Annotated in this window: 24 protein-coding genes; 10 read left to right on the top strand and 14 right to left on the bottom strand. The window is 52.9% G+C overall.

Features of this window, described 5'->3' with window-relative positions:
- Nucleotides 1-119: 119 nt before the first annotated feature.
- Nucleotides 120-3,815 carry a multifunctional oxoglutarate decarboxylase/oxoglutarate dehydrogenase thiamine pyrophosphate-binding subunit/dihydrolipoyllysine-residue succinyltransferase subunit gene (locus H924_RS05350; RefSeq protein WP_015650943.1) on the top strand — a complete coding sequence of 1,232 codons (3,696 nt, stop codon included), beginning with the start codon at nt 120-122 and terminating at the stop codon, nt 3,813-3,815.
- A gap of 77 nt (nt 3,816-3,892) precedes the next feature.
- Here the strand turns inward: H924_RS05350 and H924_RS05345 are convergent, their stop codons facing one another.
- Entirely contained in the window at nt 3,893-4,567 is a 675-nt protein-coding gene (locus H924_RS05345; RefSeq protein WP_015650942.1) for a type 2 periplasmic-binding domain-containing protein, read from the bottom strand.
- A gap of 15 nt (nt 4,568-4,582) precedes the next feature.
- Nucleotides 4,583-5,080, bottom strand: coding sequence for a general stress protein (locus H924_RS05340; RefSeq protein WP_015650941.1), 498 nt, complete (start codon nt 5,078-5,080; stop codon nt 4,583-4,585).
- A gap of 84 nt (nt 5,081-5,164) precedes the next feature.
- Here H924_RS05340 and H924_RS05335 point away from each other — a divergent pair, with 84 nt between their 5' ends.
- Genes H924_RS05335 through H924_RS05325 form a run of 3 tightly spaced genes read left to right on the top strand, consistent with a single transcriptional unit; the run spans nt 5,165 to nt 8,190 of the window.
- The gene (locus H924_RS05335; RefSeq protein ID WP_015650940.1) at nt 5,165-6,457 is read left to right on the top strand and encodes a magnesium transporter MgtE N-terminal domain-containing protein; all 1,293 of its coding nucleotides are present in this window, start codon (nt 5,165-5,167) and stop codon (nt 6,455-6,457) included.
- A complete protein-coding gene (locus tag H924_RS05330; RefSeq protein WP_015650939.1) occupies nt 6,450-7,037 on the top strand; it encodes a DUF1003 domain-containing protein in 588 nt (195 codons plus the stop codon). Before H924_RS05335 ends, H924_RS05330 begins: the two co-directional genes overlap by 8 nt.
- Before the next feature lie 28 nt (nt 7,038-7,065).
- Complete coding sequence (locus tag H924_RS05325) at nt 7,066-8,190, top strand: Mrp/NBP35 family ATP-binding protein (protein ID WP_015650938.1); 1,125 nt, start codon at nt 7,066-7,068, stop codon at nt 8,188-8,190.
- Nucleotides 8,191-8,251: 61 nt separating this feature from the next.
- Here the strand turns inward: H924_RS05325 and tatB are convergent, their stop codons facing one another.
- The 3 genes from tatB to sigE form a co-directional block, all read right to left on the bottom strand.
- On the bottom strand, nt 8,252-8,728 hold the full coding sequence (tatB, locus tag H924_RS05320; RefSeq protein WP_015650937.1) for a Sec-independent protein translocase subunit TatB: 477 nt from the start codon (nt 8,726-8,728) through the stop codon (nt 8,252-8,254).
- A 30-nt stretch (nt 8,729-8,758) separates the two neighbouring features.
- Entirely contained in the window at nt 8,759-9,274 is a 516-nt protein-coding gene (locus tag H924_RS05315; protein ID WP_015650936.1) for an anti-sigma factor family protein, read from the bottom strand.
- A 141-nt stretch (nt 9,275-9,415) separates the two neighbouring features.
- Nucleotides 9,416-10,057, bottom strand: coding sequence for an RNA polymerase sigma factor SigE (gene sigE / locus H924_RS05310; protein WP_029703154.1), 642 nt, complete (start codon nt 10,055-10,057; stop codon nt 9,416-9,418).
- 145 nt (nt 10,058-10,202) lie between these two features.
- Between sigE and H924_RS05305 the strand changes: the two genes are divergently transcribed.
- On the top strand, nt 10,203-10,844 hold the full coding sequence (locus tag H924_RS05305; protein ID WP_015650934.1) for an O-methyltransferase: 642 nt from the start codon (nt 10,203-10,205) through the stop codon (nt 10,842-10,844).
- 42 nt (nt 10,845-10,886) lie between these two features.
- On the opposite strand, the gene glgC is transcribed toward H924_RS05305, so the two are convergent.
- Entirely contained in the window at nt 10,887-12,116 is a 1,230-nt protein-coding gene (gene glgC / locus H924_RS05300) for a glucose-1-phosphate adenylyltransferase (protein ID WP_015650933.1), read from the bottom strand.
- 117 nt (nt 12,117-12,233) lie between these two features.
- On the opposite strand from glgC, the gene glgA reads away from it, so the two are divergent.
- The gene (gene glgA / locus H924_RS05295) at nt 12,234-13,406 is read left to right on the top strand and encodes a glycogen synthase (protein WP_015650932.1); all 1,173 of its coding nucleotides are present in this window, start codon (nt 12,234-12,236) and stop codon (nt 13,404-13,406) included.
- Nucleotides 13,407-13,567: 161 nt separating this feature from the next.
- Complete coding sequence (locus tag H924_RS05290; RefSeq protein WP_015650931.1) at nt 13,568-15,073, top strand: GH32 C-terminal domain-containing protein; 1,506 nt, start codon at nt 13,568-13,570, stop codon at nt 15,071-15,073.
- A 54-nt stretch (nt 15,074-15,127) separates the two neighbouring features.
- On the opposite strand, the gene H924_RS05285 is transcribed toward H924_RS05290, so the two are convergent.
- The 7 genes from H924_RS05285 to dapE all read right to left on the bottom strand — a co-directional run bounded on the left by H924_RS05285 (nt 15,128) and on the right by dapE (nt 20,151).
- Nucleotides 15,128-15,997: a methyltransferase domain-containing protein gene (locus H924_RS05285; RefSeq protein ID WP_015650930.1), complete on the bottom strand. Its 870-nt coding sequence runs from the start codon at nt 15,995-15,997 to the stop codon at nt 15,128-15,130.
- A 64-nt stretch (nt 15,998-16,061) separates the two neighbouring features.
- A complete protein-coding gene (locus H924_RS13905) occupies nt 16,062-16,229 on the bottom strand; it encodes a DUF3117 domain-containing protein (protein WP_015650929.1) in 168 nt (55 codons plus the stop codon).
- A gap of 92 nt (nt 16,230-16,321) precedes the next feature.
- Entirely contained in the window at nt 16,322-16,621 is a 300-nt protein-coding gene (locus tag H924_RS05280) for a hypothetical protein (protein WP_015650928.1), read from the bottom strand.
- Between the two features lie 6 nt (nt 16,622-16,627).
- Nucleotides 16,628-17,353 (bottom strand): glucosyl-3-phosphoglycerate synthase, encoded by a 726-nt coding sequence (locus H924_RS05275; RefSeq protein ID WP_015650927.1) that lies wholly within the window; start codon nt 17,351-17,353, stop codon nt 16,628-16,630.
- Nucleotides 17,350-18,183, bottom strand: a complete 834-nt coding sequence (folP, locus tag H924_RS05270) for a dihydropteroate synthase (protein ID WP_015650926.1) — start codon at nt 18,181-18,183, stop codon at nt 17,350-17,352. Before folP ends, H924_RS05275 begins: the two co-directional genes overlap by 4 nt.
- Nucleotides 18,184-18,204: 21 nt before the next feature.
- Nucleotides 18,205-18,975 (bottom strand): LOG family protein, encoded by a 771-nt coding sequence (locus tag H924_RS05265; RefSeq protein ID WP_015650925.1) that lies wholly within the window; start codon nt 18,973-18,975, stop codon nt 18,205-18,207.
- Between the two features lie 54 nt (nt 18,976-19,029).
- Nucleotides 19,030-20,151: a succinyl-diaminopimelate desuccinylase gene (gene dapE, locus H924_RS05260; RefSeq protein ID WP_015650924.1), complete on the bottom strand. Its 1,122-nt coding sequence runs from the start codon at nt 20,149-20,151 to the stop codon at nt 19,030-19,032.
- Between the two features lie 50 nt (nt 20,152-20,201).
- Here dapE and H924_RS05255 point away from each other — a divergent pair, with 50 nt between their 5' ends.
- Genes H924_RS05255 through dapD form a run of 3 tightly spaced genes read left to right on the top strand, consistent with a single transcriptional unit; the run spans nt 20,202 to nt 23,544 of the window.
- Nucleotides 20,202-21,152 carry a DapH/DapD/GlmU-related protein gene (locus H924_RS05255; protein WP_015650923.1) on the top strand — a complete coding sequence of 317 codons (951 nt, stop codon included), beginning with the start codon at nt 20,202-20,204 and terminating at the stop codon, nt 21,150-21,152.
- Nucleotides 21,153-21,194: 42 nt separating this feature from the next.
- Nucleotides 21,195-22,595, top strand: a complete 1,401-nt coding sequence (gene aroP / locus H924_RS05250; RefSeq protein WP_029703157.1) for an aromatic amino acid transport protein AroP — start codon at nt 21,195-21,197, stop codon at nt 22,593-22,595.
- 28 nt (nt 22,596-22,623) lie between these two features.
- A complete protein-coding gene (dapD, locus tag H924_RS05245) occupies nt 22,624-23,544 on the top strand; it encodes a 2,3,4,5-tetrahydropyridine-2,6-dicarboxylate N-succinyltransferase (protein ID WP_015650921.1) in 921 nt (306 codons plus the stop codon).
- 20 nt (nt 23,545-23,564) lie between these two features.
- Here the strand turns inward: dapD and H924_RS05240 are convergent, their stop codons facing one another.
- Nucleotides 23,565-24,719 carry an HNH endonuclease signature motif containing protein gene (locus H924_RS05240; protein ID WP_029703159.1) on the bottom strand — a complete coding sequence of 385 codons (1,155 nt, stop codon included), beginning with the start codon at nt 24,717-24,719 and terminating at the stop codon, nt 23,565-23,567.
- Nucleotides 24,720-24,740 lie beyond the last annotated feature (21 nt).

Here is a 24,740-nt window from a genome sequence, read left to right as displayed (position 1 = left end):
CAACAAATTAGTGCTACAACTGGGGTGCTAGGCCTTTGTGCCAACAACCAGCGTTACAGTAGATAAAAACAAGCTCAATAAAACCCTCAAGAAGCAAGGAAAAGAGGCGAGTACCTGCCGTGAGCAGCGCTAGTACTTTCGGCCAGAATGCGTGGCTGGTGGACGAGATGTTCCAGCAGTTCCAGAAGGACCCACAGTCCGTGGACAAGGAATGGAGAGATCTATTCGAGGCTCAGGGGGCCCCGAACGCTACCCCCGTTGCAGCGGAAGCACAGAATTCAGCACCAGCTGAATCTGCACAACCAGCTGACAAGTCTGCTGCGAAGACCACTCAGAAGCCCGCAGAAAAGCCTGCCGCTAAGGCAGCACCATCTCAAGCCACCAAGCAGGCCCAACCGAAGGCCGCACCAAAGGCCAAGGAGTCTCCTTTGTCCAAGCAACAATCTCTACCTGAGGCTGGCCAATTCCCTATCAAGGGCATTTTTAAGTCCATCGCTAAGAACATGGACATCTCCCTTGAGATTCCAACCGCAACTTCCGTGCGCGATATGCCTGCACGCCTTATGTTCGAAAACCGCGCAATGGTCAATGACCAGCTCAAGCGCACCCGCGGTGGCAAGATCTCCTTCACCCACATCATCGGCTACGCCATGGTGAAGGCTGTTATGGCTCACCCGGACATGAACAACTCTTATGATGTCATCGACGGCAAGCCCACCTTGGTTGTGCCTGAGCACATTAACCTCGGCCTAGCCATCGACCTTCCTCAGAAGGATGGCTCCCGTGCGCTGGTAGTTGCTGCCATCAAGGAAACCGAGAAGATGAACTTCTCCGAGTTCCTCGCAGCTTATGAGGACATCGTTTCCCGTTCCCGCCAGGGCAAGCTGACCATGAACGATTACCAGGGTGTAACCGTTTCCCTGACCAACCCAGGTGGCATCGGCACCCGCCACTCCGTTCCTCGTTTGACCAAGGGCCAGGGCACCATCATCGGTGTTGGCTCCATGGACTACCCTGCAGAATTCCAGGGCGCATCCGAGGATCGTCTCGCCGAGCTCGGCGTTGGCAAGCTTGTCACCATCACCTCCACCTATGACCACCGCGTCATCCAGGGTGCAGTTTCCGGCGAGTTCCTGCGCACCATGTCTCAGCTGCTTACCGACGACAAGTTCTGGGATGAGATCTTCGAGGCAATGAATGTGCCTTATACCCCAATGCGTTGGGCACAGGACCTGCCAAACACCGGTGTTGATAAGAACACCCGCGTTATGCAGCTCATCGAGGCTTACCGTTCCCGTGGACATCTGATCGCTGATACCAACCCACTTCCTTGGGTACAGCCAGGTATGCCAGTTCCAGATCACCGCGACCTGGACATTGAGACTCACAGCCTGACCATCTGGGATCTGGACCGTACCTTCAGCGTCGGCGGTTTTGGTGGCAAAGAGACCATGACCCTGCGCGAGGTGCTCTCTCGCCTGCGTGCTGCTTACACCCTCAAGGTTGGCTCCGAGTACTCCCACATTCTCGACCGTGACGAGCGCACCTGGCTGCAGGACCGCCTCGAAGCAGGTATGCCAAAGCCAACCCAGGCTGAGCAGAAGTACATCCTGCAGAAGCTCAACGCTGCTGAGGCATTTGAGAACTTCCTGCAGACCAAGTACGTCGGCCAGAAGCGCTTCTCCCTTGAGGGTGCAGAATCCCTGATCCCACTGATGGACTCCGCCATCGACACCGCCGCAGGCCAGGGCCTCGACGAAGTTGTTATCGGTATGCCACACCGCGGTCGCCTCAACGTCCTCTTCAACATCGTTGGCAAGCCACTGGCTTCCATCTTCAACGAGTTTGAAGGCCAGATGGAGCAGGGCCAGATCGGTGGCTCCGGCGACGTGAAGTACCACCTCGGTTCCGAGGGTCAGCACCTGCAGATGTTCGGCGATGGCGAGATCAAGGTCTCCCTCACCGCTAACCCATCTCACCTCGAGGCTGTTAACCCAGTCGTGGAAGGTATCGTCCGCGCAAAGCAGGACTACCTAGACAAGGGTGTTGAGGGCAAGACCGTTGTTCCACTGCTGCTCCACGGCGATGCTGCATTTGCTGGTCTGGGCATCGTTCCAGAAACCATCAACCTGGCTAAGCTGCGTGGCTACGACGTCGGTGGCACCATCCACATCGTGGTAAACAACCAGATCGGATTCACCACCACCCCGGATTCCAGCCGTTCCATGTACTACGCAACCGACTATGCCAAGGCTTTCGGCTGCCCAGTGTTCCATGTCAATGGCGACGACCCAGAAGCAGTTGTTTGGGTTGGCCAGCTGGCTACCGAATACCGCCGTCGCTTCGGCAAGGACGTCTTCATCGACCTCGTCTGCTACCGTCTACGTGGCCACAACGAAGCTGATGATCCTTCCATGACCCAGCCTAAGATGTACGAGCTGATCACCGGTCGCGAGACAGTCCGCGCTCAGTACACCGAGGATCTGCTCGGCCGTGGCGATCTTTCCCCTGAGGATGCAGAAGCAGTTATTCGTGACTTCCACGACCAGATGGAATCTGTATTCAACGAGGTTAAGGACGCAGGCAAGAAGCAGCCGCAGGAACAGTCTGGCATCACCAGCTCCCAGGAGCTGCCACACGGTCTGAACACCAACATCTCCCGCGAGGAGCTGCTGGAACTTGGCCAGGCATTTGCCAACACCCCAGAGGGCTTCTCCTACCACCCCCGTGTTGCTCCAGTTGCTAAGAAGCGCACCAAGTCTGTTACCGAAGGTGGCATCGACTGGGCATGGGGCGAGCTGCTCGCCTTCGGCTCCCTGGCTAACTCCGGCAAGCTTGTTCGTCTTGCAGGTGAGGATTCCCGCCGTGGTACCTTCACCCAACGCCACGCAGTTGCCATTGATCCCAACACTGCAGAGGAATTCAACCCACTGCACGAATTGGCTCAGGCAAAGGGCGAGGGCAAGTTCCTGGTCTACAACTCCGCGTTGACCGAGTACGCAGGCGTGGGCTTCGAGTACGGCTACTCAGTCGGAAACGAAGATGCAGTTGTTGCTTGGGAAGCCCAGTTCGGTGACTTCGCGAACGGCGCACAGACCATCATCGATGAGTACATCTCCTCCGGTGAGGCAAAGTGGGGACAGACCTCCAAGCTGATCCTGCTCCTGCCACACGGCTACGAGGGCCAGGGCCCTGACCACTCCTCTGCTCGTATCGAGCGTTTCCTCCAGCTTTGTGCTGAAGGTTCCATGACTGTGGCTCAGCCTTCCACCCCTGCTAACCACTTCCACCTGCTGCGTCGCCATGCACTTTCCGAGCTGAAGCGTCCTTTGGTTATCTTCACTCCTAAGTCCATGCTGCGTAACAAGGCTGCTTCTTCTGCTCCAGAAGACTTCACTGAGACCACCAAGTTCCAGTCAGTCATCGACGATCCAAACGTGGCAGATGCTTCCAAGGTCAAGAAGATCATGCTGGTTTCCGGCAAGCTCTACTGGGAGTTGGCAAAGCGTAAGGAACAGGACGGCCGTGACGATGTTGCGATCGTACGCATCGAAATGCTGCACCCAATTCCTTTCAACCGCCTTTCCAAGGCATTCGCCGGCTACCCTAACGCTGAGGAAATCCTCTTTGTTCAGGACGAGCCAGCAAACCAGGGTCCATGGCCTTTCTACAACGAACACCTGCGTTCCCTGATTCCAGATCTGCTGCCTATGCGTCGCGTATCCCGCCGCGCACAGTCTTCTACTGCAACCGGTATCGCCAAGGTTCACCAGCTAGAAGAGAAGAAGCTTATCGACGATGCCTTCCGCATCTAGTCAGCTAAGCTCTAGCTAGCACAAAGTGCCCGGTCACTCCCCTAAAGGGAGCGACCGGGCACTTTTATGTCTACGTTTTAAAATCCTTTAGACCTTAAAAATTCCAAAGCCGTTTCAGACATCGAAAGATCATTGCTGGAATCTTTAACTAAAGTCTGGAGTTCTTCAGTACTAATTGCTCCGCTAACAATATTGAGCACGTCTCGATCTTGCCGGGGTAAATTAGGTTTGCGATAAATCGGCACAATATTTTGTGGCAATTCGGTTGACTCAGCACAGCCCACGGCATTGGATGGGTCCGTGGCTGCCAGCGAGGTGGGCAAACTTCCTTGGAGAGCGTCATAAACCTTCTCACGCCATTCCCCAGAGTTTTTATCCACACTGCTCTGCTGGGCATATTCGTACTTCAGTTGCGCCGCTAAATCTGGATTATAAAACTCCAAAATATTTCCGGAGCATCCAATCACCAGATCTGTAGACCCAGCACGCAGATCATTAAGCTGCGCGTCTAGGCCGCCATCAGTAATTTGAATGGACGTGGCGCGCCCGCGATCATCTAGCGCGGTTTCATAAAGATTGCCCAGCACTAGGCCTTCTGGATCATCCTTAGGAACAAGAATCTGCAGGTAGTTAACCTCACCTAGTGGCACTGGAGGTTGAGGCTCCCGAGCTTCCAGAGTGCAAGCACTTAATGCCGCCCCCAAACTCAGCACAAGTGCAGTTGTTAGAGCCTTCTTCCCCAGGTTTTCCATAGCTGACAGCTTAACTTAAGCCCCAAATTGTGCGGACTTACGTGCAATCATGTCGCGAGCTTCTGTTGCACGCTGTGGTGAACAAATGACATCATAACGGCCTGCCACAATTTGGGTGGAGGAAGTAAAATCACGCTTGCCACGGGTTGCAGCATAAGGAACTGCAACGCCCACAGTGCCAAAAATAATGCCCATGAACAGGCCAATTGCGATGGAAGATACCCAATCTCCAGACATCAACGCCAGCACGGTACCAAAGAAAACACCCAACCAGGCACCAGAGGCAGCGCCGCCTGCAAGCACTCTGCCCCAGCTAAGACGCCCGGTGACACGTTCAACTTCCATCAGGTCCACACCAACAATGGTGAGTTCACCAACCGGGAAATTATTATCGCTTAGATAATCAACCGCTTCCTGAGCTTCAACATAAGTTTGGAAGCTTCCCACGGGCCAGCCCTCTGGTCGGGTTTTTTGAAAGTTGAGTACCTTATTGTCCGGGGTATCTGCAGCCATTTTGTATTGTCTCCTTCTAAAGTTTTTTGACTCTAAGTAGACAACGCACACACCAGCCAAAACGTTCCCCTAAGATGGGAACACATGAGTGGAATTACCCGATTATACGCAGGCCGCCTCGCCGGGATGGTGGTACGCGGACCAGATACCGATGCAATTGGTCGCGTACGCGATGTCGTGGTGATTATTCGCCCCCACGGCCAAGATTCCCGCGCCTTGGGGCTCGTAGTTGAGATGATCAACAATAAACGCCGAATCTTTGTGCCTATGCTGCGTATTGCCTCCATCGAGCCCAAGGACGTCACCCTCATCACAGGTTCGGTGTCCCTGCGTGCTTTCCGCCCGCGCACTGGTGAGCTACAAATTATTGGCGATATTATCGGCGCCAAAGTGCACACCGATGATCCAGAATTTGAAAAACTTCATGGACGTGCCGTGGAAATCGCCGATGTGGAATTGGAGCTCTCCCGTACCCGCGATTGGATTATTACCCGCGTCGCCGTCTTCGGTGAGCGCCCTAAATTTGGGCGTCGACCCGTGCTGCACACGGTGCCGTGGTACCACGTCCACGGCATCACCGCAGGTGGTGTCGGTGAGTCCAATGACACCGCTGAACTCATCGCAGGGTTTGAGGATATGAGGCCTGCGGACGTCGCAAAGCAGCTTTATCACCTGCCCACCGCGCAGCGCACGGAGGTCACCGAGGAGCTTGACGACGAAAAACTGGCGGATATCCTGCAGGAACTATCTGAGGATCGCCAGGCTGAGTTGATTGAACAGCTTGATATTGAACGTGCCGCGGACATTTTGGAGGAGATGGATCCCGATGACGCCGCCGACTTGCTGGGGGAATTGCCCCATGACAAGGCCGATGTGCTTTTGGATTTGATGGATCCTGAGGAATCTGCACCGGTGCGTCGTTTGATGCACTTCTCCCCCGACACAGTTGGTGCGTTGATGACGCCTGAGCCACTGATTATGGATCCCGCAACCACCGTCGCTGAGGCATTGGCGATGGCTCGAAACCCAGATCTTCCTACCTCTTTAGCCTCGCTGATCTTTGTGGTGCGCCCTCCCACAGCCACGCCCACCGGCAAATATCTCGGCTGTGTGCACCTGCAAAAATTATTGCGTGAGCCTCCTTCCAGCCTCATCGGTGGCATTTTGGATCCAGATCTGCCACCGCTTTATGCCGATGACACCCAGGAAACCGCGGCGAGGTTTTTTGCTACCTATAACCTTGTCTGCGGACCTGTATTGGATGAAAACGGGCACCTTTTGGGCGCCGTTGCCGTCGATGACCTGCTAGACCATATGCTTCCCGAGGACTGGCGTGACGCTGGTCTGCGCCCGGGAGAGGAGCCCACCAATGGCTGATTACTACCGTTCCGAACTTGATACACCCCGCATCGCTGGCCGTAATAAGCTTAAATTTGATGACGATGCCATTGGCGCCTATGCCGAAAATATCGCCCGCTTTTTTGGCACCGGCCAATACCTTTTTTGGCAAACGCTTTTTGTGATCGCGTGGATCTTGCTCAACATCGGTGGCTGGGCGTGGAGTTGGGATCACTACCCCTTTATCCTGCTTAACCTGGCCTTTTCCACACAGGCTGCCTATGCTGCTCCGCTGATCTTGCTGGCCCAAAACCGCCAAGAAGACCGCGATAAGCAAACCATTTTGGCTGATCGACGCCGTGCTGAAGAAACCAAAGCTGATACTGAATTTCTCACCCGTGAGCTCGCTGGTGTCCGTTTGGCCCTGGGCGAAACAGTTACCCGCGATTATCTGCGCCACGAGCTGGATGATCTACGCAGCCTCTTGGAACGTATAGAAGCCAAATTGGACGATGAGGCGGCAGCTCGTATTGCAGCTCAGCATGAAACTCTTGGCTCGGGTCCCAATGATCTTTCCGACCCCACCCAGGGTGATGTAGCCGATAATTTTAGGGACTAACCAACCCGAGTACTACTATCAATAGGTGATGTCTCAAGTAACCGAATCCGCTGTCCGCAGCGCGCTATCCCGCGTAGAGGATCCAGAGATCGGTAAGCCCATCACAGAGCTGGGCATGGTCAAATCTGTGGCCATTGACGGTTCTGATGTTCAGGTGGAGGTCTACCTGACCATTGCGGCTTGCCCGATGAAAACCACCATCGTCACCAATACCGAAGCAGCCTTAAAAGACATGCCCGGTGTTGGCAAGGTGCAGGTAAGCACCGATGTCATGAGCGATGAACAACGGCGTGAACTGCGTGTATCACTCCGCGGTGAGACCTCCGAACCCGTTATTCCATTTGCGCAACCAGGTTCTACCACCCGCGTATTTGCAGTAGCTTCCGGCAAAGGTGGCGTTGGTAAATCCTCTATGACGGTAAACTTGGCAGCTGCTTTGGCAAAGAAGGGCCTCTCCGTAGGCATTCTTGATGCCGATATCTACGGCCACTCTGTGCCTGGCATGCTGGGTTCTGATCAGCGTCCACACCAGGTTGATGACATGATCATGCCGCCACAGGCTCATGGCGTAAAAATGATCTCCATTGCGCACTTTACTGAGGGCAATGCTCCCGTGGTGTGGCGTGGCCCAATGCTGCACCGTGCGATCCAGCAATTCCTCACCGATGTGTTCTGGGGCGACCTCGACATCTTGCTGCTCGACCTGCCACCAGGAACCGGCGATATTGCCATCACCGTGGCACAGCTGATTCCTAATGCAGAACTGCTCATTGTGACCACCCCGCAGGCAGCTGCTGCTGAGGTTGCAGAACGTGCTGGCACCATCTCAGTGCAGACTAACCAAAAGGTTGCTGGTGTTATTGAGAACATGTCCGCCATGGTGATGCCTGATGGTTCCACCATGGATGTCTTTGGCTCTGGCGGCGGACAGAAAGTGGCTGATCGCCTCACTGCCATTACCGGCGAAGATGTCAAGGTTATTGGCTCTGTGCCTTTGGATCCACATCTGCGCATCGGTGGCGATGTGGGAAATCCAATTGCGATTTCCGAGCCAACCTCCCCCACTGCTATCGCAATCAATGGGATTGCCGATCACCTGGCTAAGCGCAAGGTTTCCATTGTGGGCAAAACCCTTGGATTGGGCGTTAAGTAAAAAGCATTAAAAAATTTCCCTCCACAATAGTGCGGAGGGAAATTTGCTTTGTATAACTCTTCTAAAGAATATCGGTCCAGGAAACGCCACCGGAATATTTTGGGCCTTGCTTTTGCTGCTGTGTGCTTTGCTGTACTGGCTGCGATTGCTGTGAATCAGGACGCTGCACCACAGTGGCATTGTTGTTAGGTGTCTCATTATTTCTTTGAGCAGCACCTTCAGTATCAGCTGCCATGATCTTTTTCGGATCAAAGGAATCTACAAGCGTATTGTCCCCGTCGAAAAGCGCTTTGGTAATTGCTGTTTTTGGGCTCATACGCGTGTATTGCGCGACCTGGGTAAGTGGTTTACGAATATCATCAAATTCTGAACCGAAATCATCATCCAAAGTTTTCTTCGCATTGTCGATTGCGGTACGAGCAGCAAAAATAGCAGCACGCACATCTTGGATTACTCGGGGTAGCCGCTCAGGGCCAATTACAACCAGGCCCACGACTACAAGCAGGAAAATTTCTCCCCAGCCCACGCTTGAAAACATCAGACCTGTCTTTCACTCAAGGATAAAAATCTAGCGGCCCTGAGTGCGACGAACCGCACGAACCACGGACTCAACTTTAGCTACAAAAGATTCTGGACGCTGCATTGCCAAATTCTCTGCTCCCGGACCCGGGGCACATTCATTTGCCAAGCTGGCCAATTTTGCCTTCAAATCCAGCGGTGCGGAAACCTCCGGACGACGGCATTCATTACGCAAATATTCAACCGTCTTACGTTGGCGATTGATTTCCTCACGACACTCTGCGCAGTGAATAATGTGACGCCGTGCGCGGTGCATAGCACCTCGTGATAGCTCATTATCCACAAACATTGCTGCTGCGTCGGCAGAAAGATGCTCGACGGAAGAAAACTCTTTATTAGGCTGTTTTAGCTTTTTGGTTTTCTCTTGCAGCTTGCCCGTGACTTCCCTGACTTCCCGGCTAGCCGTAGCCTTTACCGAATCAAGGGCAAAAGGCTGGAGCTTTTTCGAAGCTTTTGCCTTCAGCCGCGAGCCCTGGAGATTCCCGGTGGTCTCGGAGTTATTCATCTTTTCCGATTACCTCCTGTTTCTCATGTGAATAATGCGTTGAGCAGTCTTTATCTTTGGTGAGATATCACCTATCTCGCCAGGATACTTATCTTTTCAACGCCCAGACAACAAACTTAGTTCCCCACAAATGCGGATCTACTAATGAGTTGGAACCAGGAGGGATACTTCTTCATTGGTCAAAGCTGCAGCTTCAAGGCTAGCGCGCAGATGGCTCCTGCCTCGGTGAATACGAGAACGCACAGTACCCATTTTGACACCAAGAGTCTCCGCGATTTCGTCATAGCTCATGCCCACAACATCACAAAGCACTACAGCTACACGGAAATCGGGGCTAAGTTCATCCAAAGCCTTTTGCAGGGCTGGATCCAAATTAGCCACGTTATAAGCCTGTTCCGGAGTCATATCGTTACCGGGAACGCGCTCATAGTCCTCCGGCAGCGCCTCCATGCGGATTTTGCCACGGTGTCGAACCATATCAAGGAAGAGGTTGGTGGTGATGCGGTGCAACCAGCCCTCAAAAGTACCGGGCTGGTAGCTCTTCAAAGATCTAAATACACGCATAAAAGTCTCTTGGGTGAGGTCTTCGGCATCGTGCTGATTGCCCGAAAGCCTAAAAGCGAGACGATAAACGCTATCGGCATGCTCTGCGACGAGTTCTCCCCAGGTAGGCATTTCTGCCTGCCCCGCATCAAAAGCTGCAGTTCCTGTTAATTCCTCAGCGGTATCCGTAGGGACAGGCTCAATCTCAGCAGGTGCATAATCGCGGGACTTCTTTTTCATAAAGACCATTTTGCCCTACTGAACTTGGGAAATCTAGATTACAACCTGTGCATCCACTGACAATAATGAACCTAGTTCAAATTCTCTTGGCTAATCCGCGTGTAAAATCCTGGTCTTGCCCTAGTTTAGGCCTAAACTAGGCTGCGTGAGTAATGCCTTCGAGTTCCTTCGCAACTATGTCGAGTCCACTACTGAGACCGACCCTGCCGTCGCCCGCGCTCGTGAAGACGCCGCCGAGTTCAACCTCCCCACCCCAGATGAGATGACCGGCCAGCTCCTCTCCACCCTCGCCGCCACTACCAATGGCGAAGGTTCCACGGGCGCTATCGCCATCACCCCAGCTGCTGGCCTCGTAGGCCTCTATATTCTCCGTGGCCTGCGTGAAGGAACCACACTCACCTGCATTGACCCTGAATCCGAACATCAGCGCCAAGCCAAAGTCCTCTTCCGCGAAGCCGGATATTCCACCAGCCGCGTGCGTTTCCTACTTTCGCGCCCCCTTGACGTCATGAGTCGCCTAGCCAATGACAGCTACCAGCTCGTTTTTGCCCAGGTTTCCCCCATGGACCTTAAGGCGCTTTTCGACGCAGCCTGGCCCCTACTTCGACCAGGTGGCACGTTGGTACTGGCCGACGCCCTACTTGATGGAACTGTTAGCGATGAAACCCGTAAAGACCGCGACACCGTCGCTGCCCGCGAAGCAGATGAATATGTACGCAGCATTGAGGGTGCACTTATCACCCGCTTACCACTGGGTGCCGGATTAACTCTTATCACCAAGAAATAAAAAAATAGGAGGCCCGCAGGCCTCCTAATTTTTTATCTGGGTTTAAACAACCTGGTTTTTACCAACTACGACAACGCCGCCGGCGCTGACTTTAAAGCGCTGAGAATCGCGCTCATGATCAACGCCAATAAGCTCGCCATCGCGCACAACAACGTTCTTATCCAAGATGGCATGACGCACAACCGCACCCTTACCGATACGTACACCTGGCATCAAGACAGCACCTTCAACGGTGGCTCCCTCTTCCACGATAACGTTGTTGGAAAGCACAGAGTTACGAACAGTACCCGCAGAAATAATGGATCCCGAAGAAACCATTGAAGACTGCGCAATGCCGCCTTGTACAAACTTCGCCGGTGGCAGGTTGCCCTCGGAGGTGGTGTGGATCGGCCAATCAGAGTTGTAGAGGTTGAAGATTGGGTGCACTGAAATAAGGTCCATGTGGCACTCATAGAATGCATCGATGGTACCTACGTCGCGCCAATAACCCTTGTCACGCTCGGTAGCGCCGGGAAGCTTGTTAGCAGAGAAGTCATACACATGAGCTTCAGAACGCTTCACAAAGTAAGGGATGATGTCTCCGCCCATGTCATGGTCGGAATTCTCATCATTTTCATCATCTTTAAGAGCCTTGATGAGCGCTTCGGTGGTGAAAATATAGTTACCCATAGACGCATAAGTAACCTCAGGGTCATCCGGGGTACCTGGAGGATCAGCTGGCTTCTCCAAGAACTCGGTGATGTTGCCATCTTCGTCAGACTGAATGCAGCCAAAAGCAGTTGCTTCTGCACGAGGCACTCGGATGCCTGCTACAGAAACTGCCTTGCCGGAAGCAATGTGCTCATCGAGCATCTGGCGCGGATCCATGCGGTATACGTGGTCAGCACCAAAGACGATGACATAGTCAGGCTTCTCATCGGAAATAAGGTTAAGGGACTGCAAAATTGCATCCGCGGAACCAGTAAACCACCGCTTGCCCAGGCGCTGCTGCGCTGGGACCGAAGCAATGTACTGACCCGTTGGGCCCGAAACATTCCAAGAAACCGAAATATGCCTATCCAAAGAGTGCGACTTATACTGCGTCAACACCGCAATCTTGAGGAAACCGGCGTTAACCAGATTCGACAAGACAAAGTCGATCAGTCTGTAATTTCCACCAAAGGGAACTGCTGGCTTGGCACGGTCCTCTGTCAGCGGAAATAGGCGTTTACCCTCGCCACCAGCGAGGACGATTGCTAATACATTTGGTCTACCCTTCACACCCTCAACCATAAAGGGAAACTTCTGTCGGCGCTTGAAAGCGGAAAAACTATTTTTCCGTAGCCCCGTTTTTATGCCCCCATTGCAGTATCCCTGCGGGCGACGGATCAGATAACTAATCTCAACGTCATGAGAGTCGCAATGATGACAAGAGAATATCCACCAGAGGTCTATGGTGGCGCAGGAGTCCACGTCACCGAACTCACGCGCTTTATGCGTGAAATTACCGAGGTAGATGTCCACTGCATGGGTGCACCCCGCGATGAAGCAGGAGTCTTTGTCCATGGTGTAGACCCTGCCTTAGAAAACGCCAACCCAGCCATTAAAACCCTGTCCACCGGACTGCGGATGGCTGAGGCAACCTCAAATGTTGATGTTGTGCACTCCCACACCTGGTACACAGGTCTAGGTGGCCACCTTTCCGCCCGCTTGCACGGCATTCCGCATATCGCTACCGCACACTCCTTGGAGCCAGATCGTCCCTGGAAGCGTGAGCAGCTTGGTGGTGGTTATGACGTTTCCTCCTGGTCTGAAAAAAATGCCATGGAATATGCCGATGCTGTCATCGCAGTTTCTTCCAAAATGAAGGATTCCATCCTCGAGGCCTACCCCCGTATTGAGCCAGACAAGGTACGCGTTGTCCTCAACGGCATCGATACCGAACTGTGGCAGCCACGCCCTACCTTTGCCGATGCTGAAGAATCCGTACTAAGCCGACTCGGTGTTGACCCAACTCGCCCCATCGTCGCCTTTGTTGGTCGAATTACCCGCCAAAAGGGTGTTGAGCACCTTATTAAGGCAGCTGCGCACTTTGATGAAGGTGTGCAGCTGGTGCTATGCGCGGGCGCACCTGACACTCCTGAAATTGAAGCCCGCACCACTGCTTTGGTAGAAGAACTGCAAAGCAAGCGCGAAGGTGTGTACTGGGTGCAGGAAATGCTGGACAGGTTTAAGATCCAGGAAATCCTCACCGCAGCCGATACCTTTGTCTGCCCTTCCATTTATGAGCCACTGGGCATCGTTAACCTCGAAGCAATGGCATGTTCCACTGCTGTCGTTGCCTCCGATGTGGGTGGTATTCCTGAGGTTGTGGTTGATGGTTCCACCGGCTCTTTGGTCCACTATAACGAAAATGATGTCGAGACCTTTGAAAGGGATCTCGCCGAGGCTGTTAACACTATGGTTGCCGATCGACGTCGTGCAGCGCTCTTTGGCGAAGCTGGCCGTACCCGCGCTATCGACGCATTCTCTTGGTCTGCGATCGCGCAGCAAACCATTGATGTCTACAAGTCCCTAATGTAATTAACCAACTTCTAAAGCCAGGGTGAATGTTTTAAATAACCTCACCCTGGCTTTCTTTTGCCCTTAATAAGCCTCCTACCTGGTCTTTCTCCCCCACCTCCAGGAGAATCGCTAGCCTGAATAAGCAGATATACCCACGTGACAAGCGAGGATACTCACACATGGCGAATACCCCTGACCATTATCACCGACCAGAACTCCACATCACCGCAGAAGAAGGTGTGCTTTTTGCACCAGCTGGTGTGCTGCTCGATGGCAATACGTGGCATGTCTTCCACCAATACCGTCCCTCACCTGAGCTCGGGCCCCGGTGGGCACACCAATTTGCGGAGCGCACCCCATTTGTTTGGGATATTTGTGATGACGTATTGGCACCTGAAGGTGATGAAACTCAGGTACGCGCAGGTTCCGTCGTTGCTCGCGAAGATGGGGTTGATCTCTATTTCACCTCGGTAGTTGGTTCCTCCTCAACTATCCAAGTTGCCCATATCAATGACATTCGTGCCACGATCGAGCTCGTCAATGAAGATGTTCTCGAGCTTGATCCAGAGGTTGTGCGCATTGGTGAAGTTGTCGGCGATATCGACGGCTATCAGAAGTTCCGCTCCCCCTGTGTGATTCCCGGCTGGGAAAACCACAGCAACCGCGATGAAGGACACCAAGGCTGGCTTATGCTCGCAGTCTGTGGCCCAGTTGATGCACCCCAGGTGATCGTGCTGGATTCTGAAGATGGCCGGCAATGGAATCTCAAGGGCCAACTCACTTTTAGTGGACTCTCCGGATTGGCCAAGGACCAGGTGCTCGTTGCGCCACGAATGATTCGCCTTCGCGACGAAGTTGACCATGAGATTTATGACGTTGTCATTGTCACCATCGAACAAGATGGCATTGATGTCTCAGGTTATTTGGTGGGCCAGCTAAATGGCACAGTATTTGAGGTAACCACTCCTTTTACCCGCATTGACTTCGGGCATGATTTCTCTCGTCCCCGTAATACCAATTACACCGAGGACACCATCAGTGAGGGCGATCGTTATGAAGCCGCTCATATCTTTGGTCTAATGAATGGTGTTGGCCGTCTTGACTCTCCCACCGAGCATCTCAGCTGGATTAAAGAGGGCTGGGCAAATGTTATCTCGGTGCCACGCGTAGTTACATTGCAAGACGGCACTCTCTTCCAAACCCCTCCAGAAGGATTGTTGGATGCCATTCACGAGTCTGAGGCTGCTGCAGGTTGGACAGCGCTTTGTGAAATCCCAGCAGGTAGTTCAGTAGAGGTTGCCTTGTTGGATCAGGCAGGAGAAATTGCTGCCACCATCGCCCACCACCACAATCAGTTGGTCATTGATAGGTCAATGAACCCCAACCATGCGGGTGATCCGATGGCCATTGCTCCGCTAACTGACGATGACACCGATTCACTGTTTATTATTGTGGACGGTTCCACGGTTGAGGTTTTTGCTGATGGTGGTTATGTTTCCATGGCCAGCCGTGTCTATTTTGACAATGGCCCCTTCCAGAAGTTTGATATCAGCACTGCTGGAGAAGCCAAGATTATCCGCCAAGAAAATCATTTCCCAGATGATTTCTCATCAGTTGAATTAGATATTGAAGATATTTATGACTTCAAAGACATCGACGAACCGGATGAAGGCCCAGTGCGCTAAATAGCACAAAAGGACAGCACCTCATGGTGCTGTCCTCTTTTATATGTGGAGCATTTAGCTAATCCGCTCCAGGCAAGTGATGCGGGCGCGTGCAGTGACCTGCATCTTTTCAGGAAGGGCTGCGATACGCTCTGCCAATGCCTCAGGCTTGATGTGGCGAGCCGAAGGGCTCATGCCAATTTGAGAAGCAATGGACTGCTGGTCCAAAGTCATTTCAAACTCAACTAATTCACTTTCGCCAACAGGACGCAAATGGCCTGCGGCTTGTTCGATCATGCGATCAACTTTGCCAGCTTCTACGTCGATAATGCCCAGTGGCTCACGCAGTTCAGAGAGGTGGCCGATCTCTGCGGTCAACACAATAACTTGGCCCTTTGGCTTGAGAATGCGGGCGAACTCAGCTGCATTGCGGGGTGCGAAGATAACGGTGATGGCATCTACGGATTCATCTTTAATGGGCAAACGCGCCCAAGCGTCAGCAATAACGGCGCCAACTCGTGGATGAACCTTAGCCAGGTGCTTTGCCGCGTGTACGGATACGTCAATGCCAATACCGCGGGAATCAGTAATTGAATCCAAAGTATGGGCAAGGTAGTAACCGGTACCTGCACCAATTTCACAAACTACCGGTTGCTGATCATCACCGAGCTCTGCAGCATCAAAAACTGCTTGCACGTGATTGGTGATGGATTCAACGAAAGGCGCAAAATGTCCGCCGGAGAGGAAGGTCTCCCTATCAGCGATCATCTGGGCGTCATCGCCGGAATAGCGAAGACCCGCTCCTCCAGCCAAAGTGACATAACCCTGGCGGGCAACGTCATATGAATGGCCAGATTCAGACACCAACCTGGTGAAATCGTCGACACCTTCTAAAGCGGTGCCGTCAATGGGGTCTGCTAGAACATCGATGATGTGGGAAAGCACGTGTGCATTACTCCTTGGGACGGGGTGGATTAACAAATACTACCCATGGCAATTGCACAGGCTGTTACTGGGATGCCTCCAACAACAGGGCGCCAAGCTCGGCAGCCTCTTCTTTGTTTAGCTCCACGACGAGGCGTCCACCACCATCGGAGGGGATCCGCATGACAATCTTGCGGCTTTCTTGGACGGCTTCCATTGGTCCGCTACCAGTCCTAGGCTTCATTGCTGCCATATTGATTCCAGCTCCTCACAACGATAAAACCCGCGATTCAACGCGGCTAAAAGACCATTTTAGCTGGTTTTAGTAAATTTTGCCCGTGCACCCTAGGAAAAGTCCTGCGTAGCTGCCTTTTCAGCAAGCTGTGCATTCAAAGAATCAACCTGCCATTTTAGGTGGGCAATAACATCATCAACCTGGTCTTGGCGATATCCGCGCAGCACGGTTTCAAACATGATGTCATCAATTTCGCCGGCACCTACAGCATGGCGATTGTGCTCAATGACATCATTATTTTCCGGCATGGGTTGGGATTGTTCGCCACGCCCAAAGAATTTGGCAAAGATCCAGGTAAGCACCACAATCAATGCCGCAAGAATGATAATCATGAGAAGCCAGGTCAACATGATTGCTCAGTCTAGTGGATCACGCTGGGTGATCGTCATGTTAGAACCACTGCGCTGCAAAATAGTTGCAGCAACCACGTCTGCCATCTTGCTTAAAGCCACTAGCGGTTGGTGATTGTGACTGCGACTGCCCAGGTCAACTTGCGTTATGGCCGCAACCCCGTGGCGGCGGGCGACGTCGATAAGCAACCCCACTTCAACCCCGTACCCTGCCACAAAAGGTAGAGTACGCGCGGTGCTGCGCCGGATTGCGTATTCGCCGCCGAGTGGTTGTTGGATGTGGTTGAGCTCGGGGAAAAGGATGCGTAGCAGCGGTTTTGCAGTGAGTTCAGTAACGCGCCCTCCGCCGGTTGGGCGGTCCCCAAAGGTGCGCTCATAATCAGCCTTGACCAGGTGAATCTTAGGGTCGGCAAAGGGGGCAGCTAGTTTCTTGACCATGCCGGGGCGAAAACTTCTAAGGTCTGCGTCCACAAAAACCACGACCTCGCCGCGCGCTGCAAAAACGCCACGCCAGAGGGATTCGCCTTTGCCAGGGATTGGTTCCAGGGGCATAATTTCACGCCAATTTAGCACCCTGGCGCCGGCTCGGCGCGCTTCTTGAGCGGTGTTATCCGTGGAGTCCGCATCAATAACCAGCACCTCAAGTGGGTTATCGACCAACGCTGCTTGCACCACGGCGGCTACGGTGGGGCCTTCGTTGAGAGCCGGAATTACCACGCTAATGCTGCTCATACTAGGCCCCTTGTGGTGTTCAGTGGCGCGACTTCGCCCTTAATTGCTGCGGTCATCTGCAAAACATCGAAGGTGTCAGCCACCTCGTGCACCCGAAAAGCCGCGACGCCGTGCGCGGCAGCCCATGCGGTGGCTGCCAGCGTGCCTGGAACCCGCTTTTCGACGCTGCGATCGAGGGTTTCGCCAATAAAATCCTTATTACTCAAAGCCATAAGGACGGGCCAGCCAGTGGCCACAATCTCATCAATGCGCCTTAAAAGTTCCAATCCGTGGAAAGTGTTTTTCCCAAAGTCATGGGTGGGATCAATAAAGATCTGATCCTCAGGAACCCCCGCGTTTACTGCTCTTTCCGCCAATGCGGTGGTCTCCTTAATGACATCAGCAACCACATCATCAAAATGCACCCGATAAGGCCTGGTGCGTGGAATTGCTCCACCGGTATGCGAACACACATATCCCACTCGATGCTGGCCAGCGACCTCAAGTAATTGTGGATCGTGCCCAGCCCAGGTGTCATTAACCAAGGTTGCACCATTTTGGATTGCGATATCAGCAACCTCGGCGCGCCAGGTATCAACAGAAATAGCAATGTCTGGGAATTTCTCCCGCACTGCTGCAATGATGGGCACTACCCTATCGATTTCCTCAGCCGGAGCGACAAAATCGCCTGGACCTGCTTTAACTCCGCCGATATCAATAATTCCAGCGCCTTCTGCGATCACCTTTGAGACTCGTTCAAGCGCTGCAGAATCAGCAAAAGTCGCACCCTTGTCATAAAAAGAATCAGGGGTGCGATTAACAATGGCCATGATGACCGGCAAAGAACTCATAGAACCTAATGTAGCCACTGCCTAATTATGACGGCGCGCTACATCCAATCCTGCATGAGCATGAACAATGAATTTCACTGCCTCTTCCACATCATCGGTAACAAGAACGCGGTCAATATCTTGTTCCGCGATCATGCCCTCTTCAACCAACCGGGTGCGGATCCACTCCACCATTCCTGCCCAGAATTCAGTGCCGATTAGCACAATAGGGAAATTGGTAACCTTGCCGGTTTGCACCATGCAGAGCACCTCAAAAAGCTCATCGAGGGTGCCAAAACCGCCAGGCAAACACACAAAGGCCTGGGAATACTTCAAAAACATGGTCTTGCGAGCAAAGAAGTAACGGAAGTTTAGGCCCAAATCCACATAGGGGTTTAGTGCTTGTTCGTGAGGTAATTCAATGCCCAAGCCAACAGATAATCCATCGGCTTCAAAAGCGCCCTTATTAGGGGCTTCCATGAGGCCAGGGCCACCACCAGTGACTACCGCATAATCGGCCTGTACGAGTTTTTCGCCCAGCTTTACGCCAGCCTCATAATAGGGGTGGCCTTCTTTAATGCGAGCTGAACCAAACACAGTGACAGCTTTTGGCATCTCATGCAAAGCATCAAAACCAGCGACAAACTCGGATTGAATTCGCAATACACGCCATGGATCAGCGTGCTTCCAATCGTGATCGGCGCGCATTTCCAACAAGCGCTGATCAAAGGTTCCTGAACTTTGGCGACGCTGCAACACAGGTCCAACCAAATTGCGATTCTTATCTGGATTTGGCGTTTGTTTTGGGGCCATCGTTACCCTCCTCAAAAGTTTTTGAATGGAGTTCCACGATAACCCCGAACACAACTAAGCGCTCAGGTAAGCGCGCAAAATATCTGCAACCTCGGTGATCTGCTCAACTGGGCACTGCTCATCACGTTTATGCGCAAAGCTAGGGTCGCCGGAACCAAAGTTCAATGCTGGCACGCCCATCTCAGAAAAGCGCGAAACATCGGTCCAGCCGTACTTGGCACGAATCTTTTCCCTACCAACTGCCTCAATTAGTCCCTGAGTTACTTCCTTACCCAGTCCTGGAAGCGCGCCGCCTGCGGCGTCTTCCAGCTCCCACTCGATACCTTCAGCCCCCTCGAGGCCTAGAGTGTCGACTACATGGGCAATCGCTTCGTCGATAAGCCTGTTTGGAGCAAAGCGGAAATTGACGTACATCCATGCCAAATCTGGAATCACGTTGGTGGCAACGCCGGATTCGCAGTGGACAATGTTGAGGCCTTCGCGGTAGGTAAGGCCGTCAATTTCAACCTGCAAAGGCTCATAAGCTGCAACTTTGGCGATATATGGGGAGAGTTTATGCATTGCGTTATCCCCCAACCAGGAACGTGCGGAGTGTGCACGAACGCCATGGGCACTTACCTTGATGCGAATATTGCCCTGGCAACCAGCCTCGATCCAGCCACCGGTGGGCTCACCCAATAGCGCAATATCGGCATTTAGCCACTCTGGATACTGCTTTTGAATATGACCAAGTCCATTACGGTGCGCAGAAACTTCCTCGCACTCATAAGCAATCAAAGTGAGGTCATATTTCAAATCCTCTGACGTTGCCAGCACTGCAAAGGTGTTGAGGTAGACAGCCATGCCAGACTTCATGTCCACCGTTCCGCAGCCATAAATGATGCCGTCCTCGGTGCGGCTTGGCACATTATCGGCAATTGGCACGGTATCAATGTGGCCTGCCAACATGACGCGGGAAGCGAATCCCCTATTTGTGCGGGCCAGCACATTATTATTAAAGCGAAGTATTTCTACACCCGGTAGATTTAGCTTTCGAAGAGCCGCTTCAATGGCATCTGCGATTTCACGCTCCTCTCCAGAAGGACTTGGGATATCAACCAAGTGCTGGGTCAACGTGATGGGATCGCCGAGCAGATCAAGTTCTGGCGCAATTTTTTCATTCTGATCTAGTTGCATAACCACCAGCCTACAAATCTTTCCAGTACAGACTGAAAGTGAAAGACAAAATGAGCAAAAATTTTATCGGCGCCCAAGGAATTGGTATCGCAAATATCGCCATGGACGGCACTGTATTGGATACCTGGTACCCAGATCCAAAGTTGGTGGATCCTGAATTTTGGTCGGAGCGCTATCCCCTCGAGGTCGGAACCACCCGCTTAGGTGCCAGCGATGTCACCCCACGAATGCTGCAATTGATCAAACTTGATCAAGACCGATTGGTTGAACAGGTTGCTGTTCGTACCGTTATTCCTGACCTTTCTGCGCCTGCTGTTGATGCTCATGATGTTTATCTTCGTTTGCACCTTCTCTCCCATCGTTTGGTCCGCCCCCATGAGCTGGATATGTCCAATGCCCTAGAACTACTCTCCAATGTGGTGTGGACCAACAAGGGGCCATGTTTGCCCGATAACTTCGAATGGGTCCGCGGTGCACTACGCTCCCGAGGCCTCATCCACGTTTATTGTGTGGACCGCCTGCCCCGCATGGTGGACTATGTGGTTCCTTCCGGGGTACGCATTTCCGAGGCAGAACGTGTCCGCCTGGGTGCCTACTTAGCGCCGGGTACTTCTGTCTTGCGTGAAGGTTTTGTCTCCTTCAATTCGGGTACCCTCGGTGCCGCCAAGGTGGAAGGTCGCCTCAGCTCAGGTGTAGTCATTGGCGAAGGTTCTGAAATCGGCTTGTCCTCCACCATTATGTCTCCCCGTGATGAAAACCAGCGTCGCCTCCGCCTTGATATTGGCACCAATTGCACCTTCGGAGTCAGCTCTGGAATTATCGGCGTGAGCTTGGGAAATGGTTGCCATATTGGCAATAACATCGTGCTGGACTGCGATACCCCAATTTGGTTCCCGGACTTTAATGAACTGCGCACTGTGAAGTCCATTGAAGGTGAAGACAATTGGAGCATTAAGCGCGAGCCAGGCCACCACGAACCAGTAGCGCGTCGAGAAATCTAACCCTGTTTCATTTCCAAGCCCTGGTGGGTTTACGGTTATCTCATGGCTACCACCGAAACTAAAGAGGGGCTGGGGACCGGATTAAGGACCCGCCACCTCACAATGATGGGTCTTGGTTCCGCCATTGGTGCGGGATTATTCCTGGGCACCGGCGTAGGCATTCGCGCTGCCGGTCCCGCTGTTCTTATTGCGTATATCATCGCCGGCGCAATTGTTGTGCTGGTTATGCAAATGCTGGGTGAGATGGCAGCAGCACGCCCCTCATCAGGATCTTTCTCCCGTTATGGCGAAGATGCTTTTGGGCACTGGGCGGGTTTCTCCCTCGGCTGGCTTTATTGGTTCATGCTGGTCATGGTGATGGGCGCTGAAATGACCGGCGCCTCTGCCATGATGGGCGCTTGGTTTGGTGTTGATCCTTGGATTCCTGCGCTGGTCTGTGTCGTCTTTTTTGCCGTAGTTAACCTGGCTGCTGTGCGCGGCTTCGGCGAATTTGAATATTGGTTCGCGTTTATCAAGGTCGCTGTAATCATCGCCTTCCTCATTGTGGGTGTCGCTTTGATTTTCGGCCTGCTGCCTGGAACAAACTTCATTGGAACCACCAATTTCTTTGGCGAACACGGCTTTATGCCAAATGGCCTTTCCGGCGTTGCTTCTGGTTTGTTGGCCGTAGCCTTCGCCTTTGGTGGCATTGAGCTGATCACCATTGCTGCAGCTGAGTCTGATAAACCTCGCGAGGCGATCTCTTTGGCGGTGCGTGCGGTGATCTGGCGCATTTCCATTTTCTACCTGGGCTCCGTGCTGGTCATTACCTTCCTCATGCCTTATGAAACCATTGATGGCGCAGATACCGCAGCAGACTCCCCATTTACCCAGATTTTGGCCATGGCTAATATCCCTGGAGTGGTTGGATTTATGGAAGCCGTGATTGTGATGGCGCTGTTGTCTGCATTTAATGCACAGATTTATGGCACCTCTCGTCTGGTTTATTCCCTAGCTAAGCGTGAAGATGCGCCAAAGATTTTCCGCAAGCTGAGCAAGAATAACGTGCCAACTAATGCCGTCTTGCTGTCCATGTTCTTTGCTTTTGTGTCTGTTGGATTGCAGTATTGGAACCCTGCTGGCCTGCTTGACTTTTTGCTTAATGCCGTCGGTGGTTGCTTGATCGTGGTGTGGATCATGATCGCGCTGTCCCAGCTCAAGCTAAGAAAAGAACTCGAGGCCAATGGCGAAATCTCAACTGTGCGCATGTGGGCGCACCCGGGGCTAGGCATTTTCACCCTCGTGCTCATTGCTGGTCTAATTCTGCTCATGCTTGCCGATGAATCCAGCCGCGGCCAGGTCTTTTCAGTGATTATTGTTTATGGTTTCTTGGTAGCTTTGTCCTTCTTTACGGTCAACAGCCGACTTCGTGGTGGAAGAAAACACACCTCCGACTTGAAGTGATGATCAGCCTGAAATTATCCTGGAGGGCATGACCTCTGCATCCGCAACTGGAATTGCGACCCTAACCGCTAATGGCGACGTTCTTGACGTTTGGTACCCGGCACCTGAACTAGGTGTCGGGTCTTCTGCGTCCTCAGACCTTGCTGCTGAACTTGCAGCCCTCGAAGGCGCTGATGAAGACCGCGGCGTAACCCGTCAGGTCGTCACCACCACTATTGAATCCTTGGATGATGCACCTGCTGATTCTTATGACGCATGGCTGCGCCTCCACCTACTTTCCCACCGTTTGGTTCGCCCCCACGGCCTCAACCTTGATGGCGTTTTTGGCCTGCTGCAAAACGTTGTATGGACCAACTTCGGCCCTTGCGCAGTAGAAGGCTTCCAGCTCACCCGCGCTCGCCTTTCCCGCCGTGGACAGGTTGCGGTGCATTCCGTCGATAAGTTCCCTCGCATGGTCGATTACGTCGTGCCTTCAGGTGTACGCATTGGCGATGCGGACCGCGTGCGCCTAGGTGCATACCTCTCCGAGGGCACCACCGTTATGCATGAGGGCTTTGTTAACTTCAATGCTGGCACCCTCGGCGCTTCCATGGTGGAAGGCCGCATCTCCGCTGGCGTTACCATCGATGACGGCACCGACATCGGCGGCGGCGCATCCATCATGGGCACCCTCTCCGGTGGCGGACAGCACGTCATCTCCCTGGGCAAGCGTTGCTTGCTCGGCGCTAACTCCGGCTGTGGCATCCCACTGGGCGACGACTGCATCATCGAGGCAGGCTTGTACGTCACCGCTGGCACCAAGGTGCTTTTCGACGGCGCGATTGTGAAGGCAGCAGAACTCAGCGGGCGCAATGGACTCATCTTCCGACGCGACTCTGTGAGCGGCCAGGTTGTGGTAGTTCCTAATACCAAGGTTATCGAGCTTAACGCCGATCTCCACGCCAACTAATCCCCCAAGGTGGGCTGGTTCTAAGTATCGCGATGCTGATCTCTGATTCTTTCAAATCGAGCTTGCATCCGATCCCTCAAGATCTGGCCCCACCTCCCCCGTGGCATTATCGGCGCTAGCGGACCGGTGGGTTTGGTTACCATTGGCACGTCCAATGGTCCAATCCACTTCACCTCCGCTAGTCCATTGATTTCCGCACTAAAGCGGGCATCGGTTTTCATATTGTGATGGCGTTGGCAAACCAGCTGGAGATTCCAGTCCACGGTTTTGCCCCCTTCCTTCCACGGCACAATATGATCCACCTGGCATTTACTAGCTGGCACACAGCAGCCGGGAAATCTGCAGTGACCATCTCGGGCTCGTACCAGCGCAATCAGTCCCTCACTGGGGCGATATCCTTCTTCTACCCTCCCCTTAAATTTGTCGAGGTCTTTCGGGATTGACATCTCACAATCGAGGTAGTCACCGATATTGCAGAAGCCAGCATCTGGCATCCATCCGACTTCACTCTCCTCATGTGGCGTGTAGAGGTACTTATTTATTTTGACCTGACTATTTTCCTTGAGGATGTCTACCAAGCCGTTTACAAGGTCTGTCCCCTTTTCTGACCAATGCCGCAGGAGATCATTAAAGCGCTGTCTGTTGGCCCCACTGAGTCGAATTTGGGCGTAGGTGACATCGTCCTTCATCTGAGCGCGCACATAATCCCGTTTCGCATCAGGTGGCTTAGGTGGCGTGGGATCCAGCTCATAAATCCATCGCTTAATATGTCGAGCCAAGGTAGCAGACTGCATCATGGCTTCATCTGCCACAGCCGGTGTTAGCGCATCAACGATGCGGCGATCCAGCTCGGGCCAAATTTCTTTAGATCCCTTGGCAACGGCGAGCATTATCGCTGATAAGTAGTAAATATTAAGAAAGTAATAGCGCTCTTGAATCTCACGGAGTAGAGGTAAGTTCTGCATGGCTGCCATAGCATTTATTCCATTATTTACTTCGCGCCTGGAATAACCAGTGATACGCATGAGCTCGGTGATAAGTGAATCCGCATCGAATTCCTCTGATTTAACTAAGAGCGAGACCCACATTTGGTGAGCAGTTTTAATGAGTTCAATGTTGAGATGAACCCAAGGATCGCTTGGGTTGAGGTGGCTAAAATAGACTTTTGTGATCATGTTTCCCCCTGAAAACCTGAT

Source organism: Corynebacterium callunae DSM 20147 (assembly GCF_000344785.1).
Taxonomy (GTDB): domain Bacteria; phylum Actinomycetota; class Actinomycetes; order Mycobacteriales; family Mycobacteriaceae; genus Corynebacterium; species Corynebacterium callunae.
This window is presented reverse-complemented; position numbering and strand designations above follow the sequence as displayed.